The sequence below is a fragment of the Pseudonocardia cypriaca genome (assembly GCF_006717045.1).
In the GTDB taxonomy this organism is placed as follows: Bacteria; Actinomycetota; Actinomycetes; order Mycobacteriales; family Pseudonocardiaceae; genus Pseudonocardia; species Pseudonocardia cypriaca.
The window spans coordinates 781,247-795,690 of record NZ_VFPH01000001.1 but is presented as its reverse complement, the minus strand read 5'-3'; the positions used below and the strand labels follow the sequence as shown (position 1 = coordinate 795,690).

The following is a 14,444-nucleotide window of genomic DNA, read 5'->3' as shown; positions in this document are numbered from 1 at the left end:
AATGCGCTGGCCGGGCCCCAGGAGATGCTCGGATGATGGCTCGGTGATCAGCAGGGATGGCGCACCCGGCGCGGCCGCGCGCCGATCGATGCACACCGACCAGCTGGCCGTCTCGCCCGAGACGGTCCGCGCGCTGGTCCACGAGCAGTTCCCCGAGTGGGCGCTGCTGCCGATCACGGCGGTGAACTCCGAGGGCACGGTCAACGCGATCTTCCGGATCGGTGACCGGCTCGTGGCGCGGTTCCCGCTCCGGCCCGGCGACGTCGACGAGACGCGGCGGACGCTCGTCGCCGAAGCGGACGCCGCGCGCGAGCTGGGCCGCCACACCCGGTTCCCGGTGCCCGCGCCGGTGGCGCTGGGCCGGCCGGGGCAGGGCTACCCGCTCCCGTGGTCGGTGCAGACCTGGCTGCCCGGGGCGACCGCCACCGCCGAGGACGGCGGCGCGTCGGCCGGGTTCGCCCACGATCTGGCCGAGCTCATCGCCGACGTCCGCGGCATCGACACCCGGGGCCGGACGTTCCCGGGGCACGGCCGGGGTGGCGACCTGCGCTCCCAGGACGCGTGGATGGAGACCTGTTTCCGGCACAGCGCGCACCTGCTCGACGTCCCCCGGCTGCGCCGGCTCTGGGGCCGCCTCCGCGAGCTGCCACGCGCCGCCCCGGACGTCATGAACCACGGGGACCTCGTCCCCGGGAACGTGCTGGTGTCCGGCGGGCGACTGGCCGGCGTGCTCGACGTCGGCGGCCTGACGCCTGCCGACCCGGCCCTCGACCTCGTCGGCGCCTGGCACCTGCTCGACGCGGGCGTCCGCCCGCTGCTCCGCACCCAACTCGGGTGCGACGACCTCGAGTGGGAGCGCGGCAAGGCGTGGGCGTTCGCGCAGGCGATGGGGCTCGTCTGGTACTACCTCGACAGCAACCCGAGCATGAGCGAACTGGGCCGGCGCACGCTCGACCGCCTCCTCGAGGACGAGGCGACCGTTCGCGGGTGAGGAGCGCAGCCGGTCCCGAGTATGAACCCGCTGTCGCTGTCCCCCGTGTCTCCGGTGTCACAACAGTTCCTCGGGGGAGGACAGCAATGATCATGAACAGGTTCCGGAGGCTCGCCGCGGTCTCGGTCGCCACGGGTGCGCTGATGATGGCGGGAGCCACCAGCGCCCAGGCCGTCGAGACGTGGGAGGGCTGCCCGGCAGGCGCCGTGTGCATCTACCCGGAGGGCGCCGGGTTCAACGAGGGCCGCCCGTCCCACGCCTTCTTCAGCTACGGCGCCCACAACCTGGAGAACCAGTTCGGGATCCACATCGTCTCGAACAACCAGGTGGACGGCGCGAAGGCGCGCACCTGCACCGGCTTCAACGGCACCGGTGACTGCCAGGGCTTCATGGGCCCGCAGACGTTCGTGAACAAGGACCTGACGCCGATCAACTCGATCGTCCTCGTTCCCTAGGAGGTCGGACGAGCGGTTCTGTCGCCCGACGTCGTAGCGGGCGTGATCTTCCAACGATGACACCTTCAGTGCCACTGAAGCTTGCCTGGTAGGGTTCAGTCGCGCTGAAGGTTGGAGAATCCTTCTCGTCCGGCGCGCGGTGGCAGGCCGCCATTCCGGGATTCGGCGCGCTGCTCCCACCACGGAAGATCGCAATTCGAAGGAAGCTGATGTGACCGACACATACCAGGAACTGCCGTTTCCCCGGACCGAGCTGACGGGCAACGCCATCCGCTTCGCTCGGGACATCGAGGAACCGGCGATCTTCAACCACAGCATGCGGACCTATCTCTACGGTCGCTTCCTCGGCGAGCAGCAGGGTCTGCGACCCGATCACGACTACGACGACGAGCTGCTGTTCCTGGGCAGCGTGTTGCACGATGCCGGGCTCAGTGGCCAGGGCAACGGCGATCAGTCCTTCGATCTCGACGGCGCCGACCTGGCTGCCGGCTTCCTCACCGACCAGGGGCTCTCACCCGACCGGGTCGAGATCGTCTGGGACGCGGTAGCGCTGCACCTCCACCACGACATCGCCGTGCGCAAGCGGCCCGAGATCGCTCTGGTCAGCGCCGGTGCCGGATACGACCTCAGCCCCGCCGGGTCCGCTCCCCTCCCGGCCGGCTACGCCAACCAGGTCCATGCAGCGCTGCCGCGCCTGCACACCACGGCGGTGCTCTACGACACGATCGTCGGTCAGGCACTCGACAAGCCGCACAAGGCTCCGCCGTACACCATGACGGGCGAGCTCGTCCGCCAGAGAACCCAGGCAACCTGGCCCACCTGGGAACAGCTGATGACCTCACCTCCCAGCTGGCACGACTACGACGGCTACCGACCGTCAACCGGACTTCCGTCGCACTCGACCACACGCGAAGAACACTGACGGCGGGCATCAGCCGACGTAGACGTCGACCGGGGAAGGCGCAGTGGACGCGCGCGAAATAGTGGTGCTGGGAACACTGGCAGTGGCGATGTTCAACGTCGGGGTCATCTGGCTGACGCAGCGCGTGGTCTATCCCGTGTGGGCACTGGTCGGCGAGCGCGAATGGCGCGCCTATCACGAAGCCCACAAGCGGCGACTTCTCGAGACGGCCTTCGTGCCACACGGCTTGGGTATCGTGGGCTCAGCGCTGCTCGTCGGATGGCCGCCCGACGGGGTAGCGGCATCGATGGTGTGGCTGGCCTTGGCCATTCCAGTCACCATGGCGGCCGCGACCGCGGCGTACTGGGCGCCGCTGCAGTTCCGCCTGTCCGTCCGGTCGGACCGTCTGCTGCTGCAGCGACTGCTCGTCACGCACTGGATCCGGGTCGCACTGATCAGTGCGCACGGCGCAGTGATGTGGTGGATAGCCGCGGTCGCCTTCGCATGACACGCGACTCTCCTACATCGCATGGCCCCCGCTCTGCGCCCCTCGCGAGCCGTTGGGTGGTCACGGCACGGTGATGTCCAGCAGCACGCCCACGCTGATCTGCCGGTCGGCGTCCTGCCCGCTCAGAGGTACGTCGCGGTCGAAGTCGAAGAACAGCGACCGATCGGCCTCGGGCACATCGCTGAGGGTGAGGGTTCCCGGGACCGGCTCCAGCCTGCGCGGCTCGACCAGGCGATAGGTGCAGGTCGCGAACCGACGGCCTCACACCTGTTCCGCGGAACACCACCACGTCGTCCGGCCGCCGACCTGCCCCCGCTCCATCGGCGCGCCGCAGCGCGGGCAGCCGGCGCCGGCCTTGCGGAACGGGATCACCTGCCCGGTGTGAGCGCCACCGTTCGCGATCGCCGCCTCGACGGTGCGGCGCATCGTCGCGTGCAGCCGGTCGAGGACGTCGTCGCCCAACTGGCCGACCGGCGTGCGCGGCGGGATACGGGCCTGCCACAGCACCTCGTCGGCGAGCAGGTTGCCCACACCGGCCAGCACGCCCTGGTCCTGTAGGCGTGCCTTCACCGGCGACTTGCCACGCCCGACGCGCTCCCGGAACTCGGCCTGCGAGATCGTCAGGGCGTCCGGGCCGAGGGCGTCGACGTCGGGTTCGAGGCGCACCCGGCCGAGCCTGCGCTTGTCGAGCAGCCGCAGCCGCCCGCCGTCGGCGAAGGTGATCGAGAACCGCTCCCACTCGGGCCGGATCGCGTCCGGTTCGGGGCGGAAGGGCTCGCCGCCGACGCGCTCGCCGTCGTCGCTCTCGACGACGATCCAGCCGCCCATCCCGAGGTGGACGCCGAGCCGGGGCCCGGGCTCGCCGTCCGCCCCGGTCGTGTCGCACCACATCGTCTTGCCCCGCCGGTGTGCGGCGACGAGCCGTCCCCCGGCGAGGGCACCTGCGATGTCCCCCGGCCGGTGCGGCCGGCACACCCACTCGTCGCCGTCGTCGACGGCGCTGATCTTCCGGTCGAGCGCGGCCTCGATCGCCTGGCGTGCGCGTTCCACTTCGGGTAGCTCGGGCACGCTCCCCAGTTTGAACGTCCAGGGGCGGCGGGCGTCAGCCGGAGCCGCCGAAGTCCTCGGGCGATGCGTCGTCCAGGAACCGCCGGAAGCGTTCCAGCTCCTCGTGCTCCGACGGCGTCTCGCCGGACGCCTCCTCGTCGTCGCCGGGGCCCACCATGCCGACCTCCGCCACCGCGGCCTCGTCGAGCACGGCGTCCTCGGCCTCGATCCGGGCGCCGACGTGCAGCGCCATCGCCACCGCGTCGCTCACCCGGGCCGACACGCGGGTCTCCCCGTCGAACACGAGCTCGGCGTGGAAGACGCTGTCGCGCAGCATCGTGATGCGCACCAGCTGCAGCCGCCTGCTGAACGCGCGCACGACGTCGAGGATCAGCTGGTGGGTCTGGGGGCGTGGCAGCTCGACGTGCCTGCGGGCGAGCTCGATGGCCGTGGCCTCCGGCACGCCCACCCACACCGGCAGCACCCGCCGCCTGCCACCGGTCTCCTGCAGCAGCAGTACCGGTTGCACCGCCATCGGGTCCCTGCCGAGCGCGACCACCCGCATCTCCTGCACAGCGACCCCCTTCCGGGCTCCGGACTCCACGGTTCCCCGCCCGGCACGCCGCGTCAACCGGAGTCAGGCGGCCGCGGCCCTCCGGAGTGCACGGTAGAGGAGGTTCGGTTCGCCCAACCTGCGGCGCAGCTCCCGTTCCAACCCGGCGATCGGATACAGGTTCTGCGGCGCGCGGGAGTCCTTGTACTCGGTGGAGGCGAACCTCGGCAGGGTCACCTGGCTCCGCGCCGCGTGCGCCACGGCCTCGGCAGCGGAGAGGTCCGCGCTGCACTCCACGCGCACGACTCCCGCCCACGGCGCCCCCGGCCGGCAGGGCAGCCGCAGGTACCAGGTGTGGCGCTCCCACGAGCTGCCGAGCCGGAACACCGGGGTGCGCTGCCCCGTCCGGAGCGCGGCTACCACCCCACCCAGCTGCGGCGGCAGGTAGTCGCTGCGGTGGGTCTTGACGAAACCGATCACCCGCGGCAGGTGCTGCCGCCCGCGCAGCGGACCGTCGACGACGAGCAGGTCGTCGGCCACCCCGTGACCACTGCGGGCGGCGGCGGCCGCGGCGAGCTCCGTGTCGGCCAGCTCCCGCTGCACGGCGAGGCTGAGCAGCTGCGCGGGCGCGACGTCCGGATGGGGCGCGGTGCGGGTGGCCTTGTAGGTCCCGGCCACGGTGCGCACGTCGTCGGCGGACTCGGCGGTGGTGAACAGGCCGCGCCGGACCTCGGAGGTGAGCAGGTGCGCGCCACCGTCCCGGCAGCAGCAGACCACGCCTGCCGCGTACGAGGCGCACAGCGCGGGGGACGCGTCATGGCCTCCGTCCTCCACCCATAGCTGCGCGTCGACGCGGCGCACACCGTCCACGAACAACACGGCGTCCGGCGGGACGGCCGATGGGTCCGGGTCGATCGGCTGCCACTCCGCGCACGGCAGCTCGACGTCGAGCGCGACCTGCGCGGCCGACTCGCCGAGCTCGGTGTCCAGGCTGGTGCCGTAGGAGGGGTCCCAGGGGTCGACGGCGAACCTCACAGCACCTCCGAAGTCACAGCGACTCCCTGACGACGCTCGACGTGCGCTGGTCACGGCTCACCACGAACCGCACCGGCACGCGTTCGGCCAGCGCGGGTACGTGGGTGACCACGCCGACCATCCGGTCGCCGCGGGTGGCGAGGTTCTCCAGGGTGCTCGCGACGACGTCGAGGTTGGCCTCGTCCAGCGTGCCGAAGCCCTCGTCCAGGAAGATCGACTCCAGGCGGGCGGCGCCCTGCGCGGCCAGCCCCGTCATCTGCGCCGACAACGCCAGCGCGAGCGCGAGGCTCGCCTGGAACGTCTCGCCGCCGGACAGGGTCTTGACGGGGCGGCGCGCGTCGGCGTCGGCGTGGTCGATGACGAGGAACTCGCCGCCCTCGTGGGTGAGCGCGAACTGGCCGCCCGACAGCTCCAAGAGGCTCTCCGACGCGTCGGCCACCAGCGCGTCCAGCGCGGAGGCGACGAGCCAGCGCGGGAAGCCGTCGGAGCGCAGGAGGTTGCCGAGGAGCTTGGCGACCTGCTGGGCCGACTCGGCCTCGTCGCGGTCGGCGCGGATCCGCTCCGCCGTGGCCCGCCGCTCCGCCACCCGTTCCTGGGCCGAACGTGCCCGGGCGAGCGCCGCGGCGACGGCGGCCGGTGCCGTACCGCCGAGCGGGGCGGCGGCGGACACCTGGTGGGCGGCCAGGTCGTCGGCGATCCGGCGCTCGACGCGGTCGCGGGCCTCCCGGGCGTCATGTGCGGCCGTCGCCGCCTCGGCCAGGCGCCCGGCGCGCGCCTCGGCCTCCCGGTGCGCCCAGCCGGTGAGCTCCTGCCAGGCGGCGAGCAGCTCGTCGCCGCCCACGGCCGGCGCGCCGAGCGGGACGAGGGGGTCGCGCGCCGCGCGGAGCGCGTTCCACGCGGCCGTGACCTCGCGGGCGACGTCGGTGGAGGTGTGTTCCGCGGAACGCAGGGCGGCGCGGGCCGCGCGCAGCCGCGCGTCGGCCTCGCGGACGGCGGCCTCGAGCGCGTCGAGCCGTTCCAGGACCGCGGCCGCGTCCTGGTCGGACGGCGCGTCGCGCAGCGCGGCCTGCAGCTGGGCGGTCCGCCGTTCCGCGATGTCGAGGGCGCTGCGGGCCTCCTGCTCGGCCCGCGCGGCGGCGGTCTCGTCGCGGTGCCGCTCGGCGGCGGCCCGCTCGGCGGCCCGCCAGGCCCGCTCGGTGGTGTCCCGCTGCTGCTCGGCGTCGGCGACGGCCGCGCGGGCAGCGGGCAGGGCGCTCTCGCGGGCGGCGCTCTCGGCGCGAGCCCAGTCGACGAGCGCGGTCCAGCCGGCGAGCACGTCGGTGTCTGCCGGGGCGGGCGCGCCGAACGGCACGAGCGGGTCGCGGGCGGCCCGCAGTCCGGCTGCGGCCGCCTGGACCTCGGCCCGCAGGTCCTCGACGGCCGCCGCGGCGGCGTCCCGGGCCCGCCGCGCGCTCCGGACGTCCTCGGCCGCCTCCTCTGCCTCGCGGCCGAGCCGGTCGAGGTCGGCCAGCACCGCATGCAGATCGCCGACACCGGGAATCGATGCACCGGCTTCGACCGGGAACAGCCCGCCGTCGTCCGACGCCGGAGCGCCACCGGGCAGCACGTCTGCGAGCGTCGACCGCAACCGCGCCACCTCGGCGTCGAGCCGCTCCACCTCGCCCCGGACGCGCTCCCGCACGGAGACCGTCGCGGCCTCGTCCCGCCGCGCCTCGTCGAGGGCGTGGGAGGCCGCGGCCACCGCTTGCTCGGCGGCGGCGAGATCGTCGCTCGGTGCGGCGGGCGGCGGCAGGGTGGCCACGGCCTGCGCGCACACCGGGCACGAGTCGCCGACGGTGAGCGCGGGTCGCAGCGTGGCCGCGAGGTCGGCGCGCAGGGCGAGCCGGTGCCGCTCCTGGGCGTGGTCGAGCCGGTGCCGGGCCTCTGCGAGGGCGACGACCGCCGCCTGCGCGGCCTGCTCCGCCGCGTGGGCCTGCATCGCCGCGGTGGCGCGGTCGGCCTCGATGCGGTCGAGCTCGCGCCGGTCGCGCAGCGCCTGCTCCAGGGGCCCCCTGGCCGGGGCGGCGGCGAGCGCGGCGCGCGCCGCGGCGTCGGTGGTCTCCGCGAGCTGCAGCGCCGAGGTGGCATCGACGAGAGCAGCGTCGGCGGCGGCGCGGCGCTGCTGCAGGGCGTCCAGCCCGGTGGGCACGGCGAGCGCGCGCAGGGCGTCGCGCTCCGCGATGAGCCTGCGCACCGCGTCCTGCCGCTCGACCAGCAGCGCGGCCGCGGCATCGCGGGCCGTCCGGGCCTCCTCCATGCCCGCGCGGGCGTCGGCGGCGTCGTTCGCGGCGGTGGTGTAGGCCGCTGCGGCCTTCTCGTGCCGCTCGCGCGCCCCGGGCAGCTCGGCGGTGAGCGTGGCCAGCTCGGCGTGGTCCCGGCGCGCCTGTTCGAGGGGCCCGCGGGCGGGCGCTGCGGCGAGCCGCTCGCGGGCCGCGGTGTCGGTGGCCTCGGCCTCGCCGGCCCGCTCGGCGGCCAGCGCTCGCTGCTCGGCGGCGGTTCGGTGCCGGGCGTCCAGGTCGGCCAGGCCGTCGGGCACGGCGAGCGCGGCCAGCCGCTCCCGCTCGGCGCGCAGCTGACCGGCCCCTGCCTCGGTGACGTCGAGCGCCGCCGACGCCGCGGCGAGCTCCGGCACGGCCGCGTCGACCCGCTCGGCCAGGTCTGCGAGCTCGGCCACCCGCCCGGCGGCTGCCTGCTCGGCCTCCTCGGTGGCGTCGGCGTAGCCGGAGAGCTCTCCCGCGAGCACCTCGGCGCGCTGGCGCTGGGCCGCCGCCTCGCTGTTGGCCTCGCGCGCGATCACGTCGTAGACGCCGAGCCCGAGGATGCGCACCAGCTTCTCCTGGCGCTTGCGCGGCTCGGTGTGCAGGAACTCGGCGAACTCGCCCTGCGGCAGCACCACGCACGTGCAGAAGTCGCCGAACGGCAGCCCGAGCAGCTCCTCGACGGCCTTCGTGACCGGACCTGCGCCGTCGGCGAGCGGCTCGCTCTCCTCGTCTGGGCCACCGGTGCCGGACGGGTCGCGCAGCTTCTCCAGCCGCGCGCCGCGCACCGAGACGCCACCGCTCGCCGCCCGCCGCAGCTCGCGCGCCGCCACGTAGCGGGCGCCGCCCACGTCGAACACGAGGCGGACGGTGCCGCGGTTGACCGTCGGCGCGAGGGCGAGCGCCACCGTGCGGCTGTTGTCCCAGCGCGGCACCGACCCGTACAGCGCGAACGTGATCGCGTCGATCACCGTGGACTTGCCGGCACCCGTGGGGCCGACGAAGGCGAAGTAGTCGGCGCCGGTGAAGTCGACGGTGGTGGGCTCGCGGAACGAGCCGAAGCCCGCCATCTCCAGCAGGACCGGACGCATCAGCTCGCTCCCGTCACCCGGTCGTGCAGCCGCGCGAACAGCTGCTCGACGCGGGGGTCGGCCACGTTGCGGGTTCCGAGGTACTCCCGGAACAGCTCCGACGGCGAGCGCTCCGGACCGGAGGACGGCCGGGACGCGGCGACGGGCGCGGTGAACTCCGGGTCGATCCGCACCTCCAGGGCGTTCGGCAGCAACGCCACCACCTCCTCGCGCAGCCCGGCGCGGGCGGGCTCGCGCACCCAGACGCGGAGGAAGTCGTCGCCCGCCTTCTCCGCGAGCGCCGCCAGCTCGGCGACGGTGCCGCGAACCGTGCGCAGCCTGCGTCCCGATGTGATCGGGATGTCGGTGACCTGGGCGGGAGTACCGGGCGAGGCTTCGACCAGGCAGACGACGGACGTGTTGTCCTGCTCGCCGAAGTCGATGGCCAGCGGCGCGCCGCAGTAGTGCACGGGGCACGGGGCGTCGATGCGCTGGCGGCGGTGCAGGTGCCCGAGCGCGACGTAGTGCGACTCGATCGGGAAGATCGTGGCCGGCACGGCGTACTCGAAGATCGACTGCGCGGCCCGCTCGCCGCCGCCGAACACGCCGTTCAGCACGGTGAGGTGGGCCATCACGAGGTTGACCGAGTCGTCGCGGAAGCCGGCGGTGAGCGTGCCGAGGATGTCGCGCAGCTGCTGGTCGTATGCCCCGGTGTTCTCCGCGGGCGTGTTGGCCACGAGCTCGGCGGCGCGCACGGCGTAGCGCTGCGACAGGAACGGCAGCACCGCGACGGTGGCCCGCTCCCCCGTGGACTTGGCGGTGAACTCCACGACGCCGCCCCGCGTGGCCGTGCGCGGCGTGCCGACCAGCGTGATGCCGGCGGCACCGGCGAGAGGCCGGTAGGCGTCGATGGCGGCGGGGTGGTCGTGGTTGCCGGCGATCGCGATGACCTCGGTGCGGTCGCGGGCGAGCCCCATCAGCGTGCGGACCACCAGGTGCTGGGCCTGCGCCGACGGCGCCGCGGTGTCGTAGAGGTCGCCAGCCACGAGAACAGCGTCGACCTCGTGCTCCCGGGCGATGCCGACGATCTCGCGGAGCACCTGCTCCTGCTCGTCGAGCCGGGAGCGGCCCTTGAGCGTCTTGCCGACGTGCCAGTCGGACGTGTGCAGCAGTCGCATCGGGCGGATCGTAAGGGTGATGCCCGGCGCGTCCGGGGACGCGCGCCGGTGCGTCGGCCGAACACACGTTCGCGTGCGCCGAGAGGCCCTCACTCCGGCGTGTTGGGACCGCCGATCCGGTACGGCGTCGTCACGCCCTCGTACATCAGGTGCGCAACCAGCCCCTCGACCGCGTGGGGGAGGTTGTGGCAGTGGTCGGTCCACACGCCGGGGTTGTCGGCCACGAAGGCGATCTCGTAGGTCTCGCCGTCGCCGACCTCGAGGGAGTCGACCCACCACGGGCTGCCGGTGGCCGGCACGCCGTCGCGCGACAGCACCACGGCGTGGTGGCCGTGCAGGTGCATGGGATGGCCCTCACCGCTGCGGTTCTCCAGCCGCATCCGCACGACGTCGCCCTCGGCCACCATGTACATCGGGACGTCGGGGTACATGTGGCCGTTGATCGTCCACCACATGCCGGGGTAGCCGTCGAGGAAGCCGGGGCTGCGGCCGATCACGTAGTCGAACGACCGGGTGGCCGCGGCCGGGTCGAAGCCCAGCGGGGCGGGCGCGCCGTAGGTGAGCAGGTCCAGCGCGGACGCCGGGCGCGGCGCTGCCGGCGGCGCCTGCTCGCCGACCACCACGGACGCGCCACCCAAGTCGATCCGGGCCGGCGCCACGACCTCAAGGTCGACCCGGGCGCCGCCGGTCACCACGACGGCCTCGTCGCGCACCTCGCCCGGCTCGTGCACATCGGTGCCGTCCACCGCGAGCACCCGGAACGGCTTGCCCGGCACCCACGCCGACATCGGCCCGTTGTCGGTGTTCACGACGCGCACGCGCACCCGCTCGCCCGGCGCGGCGGTCACGCGGGTCTCCCCGCTGCGCCCGTTCACGGTGCGCGTGCCGCCGTACAGGTGGACGAGGGCGAGCGCGTCGGTGGCGCCGACCCCACCGGGCGGGGTCACCACGAGCGCACCCAGGAGCCCCCGCAGCACCTGGACGTGCGAGACCTGGTGGGAGTGGTACCAGAAGGTGCCCGCCTGGTCCGCCCGGAACCGGTAGGTGAACGAACCGCCGACCGGCACGGCGTCCTGCGTGACGCCCGCTACGCCGTCGGCGGCGTTCGGCACGTCGAGGCCGTGCCAGTGCAGGGTCACGCCGGCCGGCACCGACTCGTTGACCAGCCGGACCTCCACGAGCTGGCCGAGCTCGGCGCGGATCTCCGGGCCGGGCGACGTGCCGTTCAGCGTGTAGCCCTCCACCTCCTCGCCGGACGCGAGCCGGAACGGCTCCTCGCGCGCGACCAGCTCCACCCGCACGTCGGCGGGCTCGGGAGACGGCTCGGTCAGCGAGTCGACGCTCCGGCCCCCGGTCGCCGCAGGCCCGGCGTGCCCCTCGTGCCCGCCGCCCCGCCCGTCGTCGCCGATCCCCATCTCGGTCACCGAGTAGGTACCGGGCAGCAGGCTGGCCTGCCACAGGTAGGCAAGCGGCGCGAGCACGACGAGAGCGGCGACGCAGGCCGTGACCAGGCGGCGCCGCTCCCGCCGCGACGGCGTCACGACGAGGCCGGACGCGGGGGTCTCGGGTGGGGCGAGCAACGGGTTACGCGACGCCGGCGGTACCGCGCGCGGGGGTGCGCTCCAGCCCGCCGAGCGACGCCTCGGACTTGCGGGCGGCGATCACGGCGAACGAGAACAGCACGAGCGCGACGGCCCCGTGCAGCAACCCGAGCACGGGCGCGCCGTGTCCGAAGATCCCCAGCAGCACCTGGACCACGACCGTCAGCAGCACGAGCCCGGCCCACATCACGCCGCCCGGGATCCTCGCGAAGAACGAGGAGACCAGCAGGAGCAGCGCGATCAGCGGCACGATCATCTGGCCGTTGATGCCGTGGATCATGAACCCGGCGATCCCGGTGAACTCGGTCGTCTCGCTCTCCATCGCGGCGGCGTCGAGCACACCGCCTTCCATGACCCATTTGCCGAGGCCCGCGACGGCGAACGCGATCGCCGCCGCCTGGATCACGACCTCGAGCGCGATCAGGTAGGCGAGGACGCGGTACACAGACTTCATTGGCCGTCCCTTCGGCCGCAGGGATGTTGCAGGCAACTCGCGGATGGTCCAGGCCGCGTTAGCGGCTCTGAGCAGCGGTGATCCGATCGTGTCGGGGAAGCGGGCGACCGGGTGAGCGGGACTGGTCAAGCCCGCGCGGCAGGAGTAGAAGCGACGCCATGCGCAGCGTCGTGCACTTCGAGATCCCCGCCGATGACGTAGCACGGGCGAAGGAGTTCTACAGCTCGATCTTCGACTGGCAGCTGCAGGACATGCCGGAGATGGACTACACGATCGTCCGGACCACCGACGTCGACGAGGCCACCCAGATGCCCACGTCGCCGGGGGCGATCAACGGCGGCCTCATGCGCCGGTCCGGCGAGACCCCGACGCCGGTGATCACCATCGACGTCGAGTCGATCGACCGGTCGCTCGAGCAGGTCGAGGCGGCGGGCGGGAAGGTCGTGCGCCCGCGCACCGAGATCCCCGGGATGGGCGCGTTCGCCTACTTCACCGACCCCGAGGGCAACACGCTCGGCCTGTGGGAGAACGCCTGACACCGGTGCCGGGGCACTAGAAGGGCGCGTCGTCGTCCTCGTCCGCCGGGGCCGCGGGGAGCCGGGCGAACGGGTCACGCGGTGCCGCGCCGTTGGTGTGGCCGTTCGTGCTGGGTGGCGGCCCGGCCGACTCCGAAAGCCGGGTCGCCCACGCGGGGAACGGGAACTCGACCGCGAGCGGCACCGGGATCTCCGGCTGCGAGACGAACATCGTGCCGGGCTTGGCGAGCGTGGCCCGCTGCCGCTGCGACGGGGGCAGGAAGCCGTACTCCGGCCGCCCCGCCTCCGCGGGGTCGAGCCGCCCGACGACCTTCACCGACGAGTTGGACACGATCCGCCGCTCGACCTCGCTCGCCGTCTGCTGCGCGCCGATGAGGATGATGCCCAGCGAGCGGCCGCGTTCGGCGATGTCGAGCAGCACCTCCTTGATCGGGCTGGAGCCCTCGCGCGGTGCGTACTTGTTCAGCTCGTCGATCATGGTGAAGAGCAGCCCGCCCGGCCCGGCCGCCTCCTTCTTGCGGGTCTCCGCCGCGAGCACCACACCCACGACGAACCGCTGTGCGCGCTCGGGGAGGTTGTGCAGGTCGACGACCGTGACCTGGTGGGCGTCGGTGCTGACCCGGCGCCCCGGTGAGTCGGTGAGGTCGCCGCGCACGATCGAGCGCAGCGGGCGCAGGCTCGAGCGCAGCCGCCGCAGGAACGCGTTGATCGTGCCGGTGCCGGTGACCGGACCGGCCCAGTCGCGGCGCTCGTCCTCGTCGGTGAGCCGGTCGGAGACGAACTCGACCAGGTCGTCGTAGGTGCGCAGCACCTGCCCGCCGAGCACGATCGCGCCGTCCGCGACCGGGGTGGCCTCGCGCCGCAGCTTGGCCGCGACCTGGTGGATCACCATCGTGTACTGGTTGCGCTCGTCCTCGGCGTCGGCGAAGACGTAGGGCAGCAGCTCCTCGGCGCAGAACTCGGCGAGCGTCCACCAGAACGCGCTCACCCCGCTGGTGCGACCCGACACGAACGGGCGCCCGGACAGGTCGTCCGGGATGGGCGGCGCGAAGAAGCCGGCCGACGAGAACGGCCCGGCGGGCAGCCCGACCGTCGCGTACGCGGACATCAGGTCCTCGTCCAGCCTGGTGTTGGCGTGGTCGAGGAAGAGCAGGTCCTCGCCCTTCACGCTGAACACCAGCGCCTTCGCGTTCACCGACCGGCGCCCGAGCACCCCGCTGCGGAAGATCGAGTAGAGCAGGAAGAGCGCGAAGCTGGTCTTCGTCGCGACGCCGGAGATGCCGCTGATCGAGACGTGGCCCCCGCGGGTCCCGTCGAGGAACTCCAGGTTGACGTAGATCGGGTCGCCGTCACGGCCGAGCCCGACCGGCACCTTGAGGTCCATCTGGTCGAAGTACAGCGCCCGCGCCCGTTCCTCCCCGGTCGCCCGGCTCGCGATCGAGCCGGGGGTCGGCGGCACGTAGCACTCCGGCTCCACCCGCGTGGTGGTGACCTCGGCGATCTCCTGCACCTGCGCGGGCAGCACCCCGTCCGCGATGAGGAAGACGTCCGAGCCGAACGTCGCGCCCTCGTGCCGCGCCCGCACCTCGGTGACGACGCCCGCCGTCATCACCGGCCCGATGCCCGGCACCTGGCGCACGGTGACGACGACGTCGTCCAGCTGCAGGTACTGCTCGGGCGCGAGCGCCACGCTGAACTGCAGCGGCGTGGAGTCCTCCGTGCCGACCACGCGGCCGACGGCGGGAGCAGGTGGTTGGGACAGGGCTCCTCCAAGGCTCGGGGTCGACGATAGCGACCGGCGGGACGGGGGAGGCCGCG

The 14,444-nt window shown here is 73.6% G+C and carries 13 protein-coding genes; 5 read left to right on the top strand and 8 right to left on the bottom strand.

The features are described from left to right. Positions 1-43: 43 nt before the first annotated feature. The 4 genes from FB388_RS03755 (at position 44) to FB388_RS03740 (ending at position 2,855) form a co-directional block, all read left to right on the top strand. Entirely contained in the window at positions 44-991 is a 948-nt protein-coding gene (locus FB388_RS03755; protein WP_246121573.1) for an aminoglycoside phosphotransferase family protein, read from the top strand. A 92-nt stretch (positions 992-1,083) separates the two neighbouring features. Next, complete coding sequence (locus FB388_RS03750) at positions 1,084-1,446, top strand: hypothetical protein (protein ID WP_142096907.1); 363 nt, start codon at positions 1,084-1,086, stop codon at positions 1,444-1,446. A 211-nt stretch (positions 1,447-1,657) separates the two neighbouring features. Continuing rightward, the gene (locus FB388_RS03745; RefSeq protein ID WP_142096905.1) at positions 1,658-2,368 is read left to right on the top strand and encodes an HD domain-containing protein; all 711 of its coding nucleotides are present in this window, start codon (positions 1,658-1,660) and stop codon (positions 2,366-2,368) included. A 43-nt stretch (positions 2,369-2,411) separates the two neighbouring features. Next, positions 2,412-2,855 carry a hypothetical protein gene (locus FB388_RS03740; protein WP_142096902.1) on the top strand — a complete coding sequence of 148 codons (444 nt, stop codon included), beginning with the start codon at positions 2,412-2,414 and terminating at the stop codon, positions 2,853-2,855. A 261-nt stretch (positions 2,856-3,116) separates the two neighbouring features. Here FB388_RS03740 and FB388_RS03735 read toward each other — a convergent pair whose 3' ends face one another. From FB388_RS03735 to FB388_RS03705, 7 genes are all read right to left on the bottom strand, one after another. Beyond that, the gene (locus FB388_RS03735) at positions 3,117-3,923 is read right to left on the bottom strand and encodes a DNA-formamidopyrimidine glycosylase family protein (RefSeq protein WP_142096901.1); all 807 of its coding nucleotides are present in this window, start codon (positions 3,921-3,923) and stop codon (positions 3,117-3,119) included. A 34-nt stretch (positions 3,924-3,957) separates the two neighbouring features. After that, on the bottom strand, positions 3,958-4,467 hold the full coding sequence (locus FB388_RS03730) for a bifunctional nuclease family protein (RefSeq protein WP_142102526.1): 510 nt from the start codon (positions 4,465-4,467) through the stop codon (positions 3,958-3,960). A gap of 72 nt (positions 4,468-4,539) precedes the next feature. Next, positions 4,540-5,490 (bottom strand): hypothetical protein, encoded by a 951-nt coding sequence (locus FB388_RS03725; RefSeq protein WP_142096898.1) that lies wholly within the window; start codon positions 5,488-5,490, stop codon positions 4,540-4,542. A gap of 13 nt (positions 5,491-5,503) precedes the next feature. After that, entirely contained in the window at positions 5,504-8,878 is a 3,375-nt protein-coding gene (locus tag FB388_RS03720) for an AAA family ATPase (protein ID WP_170225461.1), read from the bottom strand. Further along, on the bottom strand, positions 8,878-10,035 hold the full coding sequence (locus FB388_RS03715; RefSeq protein ID WP_142096895.1) for a metallophosphoesterase family protein: 1,158 nt from the start codon (positions 10,033-10,035) through the stop codon (positions 8,878-8,880). The genes FB388_RS03720 and FB388_RS03715 overlap by 1 nt, the downstream gene beginning before the upstream one ends. 89 nt (positions 10,036-10,124) lie before the next feature. Next, on the bottom strand, positions 10,125-11,615 hold the full coding sequence (locus FB388_RS03710; protein ID WP_246121571.1) for a multicopper oxidase family protein: 1,491 nt from the start codon (positions 11,613-11,615) through the stop codon (positions 10,125-10,127). Between the two features lie 4 nt (positions 11,616-11,619). Beyond that, a complete protein-coding gene (locus FB388_RS03705) occupies positions 11,620-12,090 on the bottom strand; it encodes a hypothetical protein (protein WP_142096893.1) in 471 nt (156 codons plus the stop codon). 158 nt (positions 12,091-12,248) lie between these two features. Here FB388_RS03705 and FB388_RS03700 point away from each other — a divergent pair, with 158 nt between their 5' ends. Then, positions 12,249-12,626 carry a VOC family protein gene (locus FB388_RS03700; RefSeq protein WP_142096890.1) on the top strand — a complete coding sequence of 126 codons (378 nt, stop codon included), beginning with the start codon at positions 12,249-12,251 and terminating at the stop codon, positions 12,624-12,626. A 16-nt stretch (positions 12,627-12,642) separates the two neighbouring features. Here the strand turns inward: FB388_RS03700 and FB388_RS03695 are convergent, their stop codons facing one another. Next, positions 12,643-14,355, bottom strand: coding sequence for an ATP-binding protein (locus FB388_RS03695; RefSeq protein WP_246121569.1), 1,713 nt, complete (start codon positions 14,353-14,355; stop codon positions 12,643-12,645). Between the last annotated feature and the right edge of the window lie 89 nt (positions 14,356-14,444).

Bases quoted from the DNA above. Each gene is read 5' to 3' on its own strand.
- FB388_RS03750 (WP_142096907.1), top strand. From the start codon at position 1,084: ATGAACAGGTTCCGGAGGCTCGCCGCGGTCTCGGTCGCCACGGGTGCG.
- FB388_RS03730 (WP_142102526.1), bottom strand. From the start codon at position 4,467: ATGCGGGTGGTCGCGCTCGGCAGGGACCCGATGGCGGTGCAACCGGTA.
- FB388_RS03720 (WP_170225461.1), bottom strand. From the start codon at position 8,878: ATGCGTCCGGTCCTGCTGGAGATGGCGGGCTTCGGCTCGTTCCGCGAG.
- FB388_RS03715 (WP_142096895.1), bottom strand. From the start codon at position 10,035: ATGCGACTGCTGCACACGTCCGACTGGCACGTCGGCAAGACGCTCAAG.
- FB388_RS03705 (WP_142096893.1), bottom strand. From the start codon at position 12,090: ATGAAGTCTGTGTACCGCGTCCTCGCCTACCTGATCGCGCTCGAGGTC.
- FB388_RS03700 (WP_142096890.1), top strand. From the start codon at position 12,249: ATGCGCAGCGTCGTGCACTTCGAGATCCCCGCCGATGACGTAGCACGG.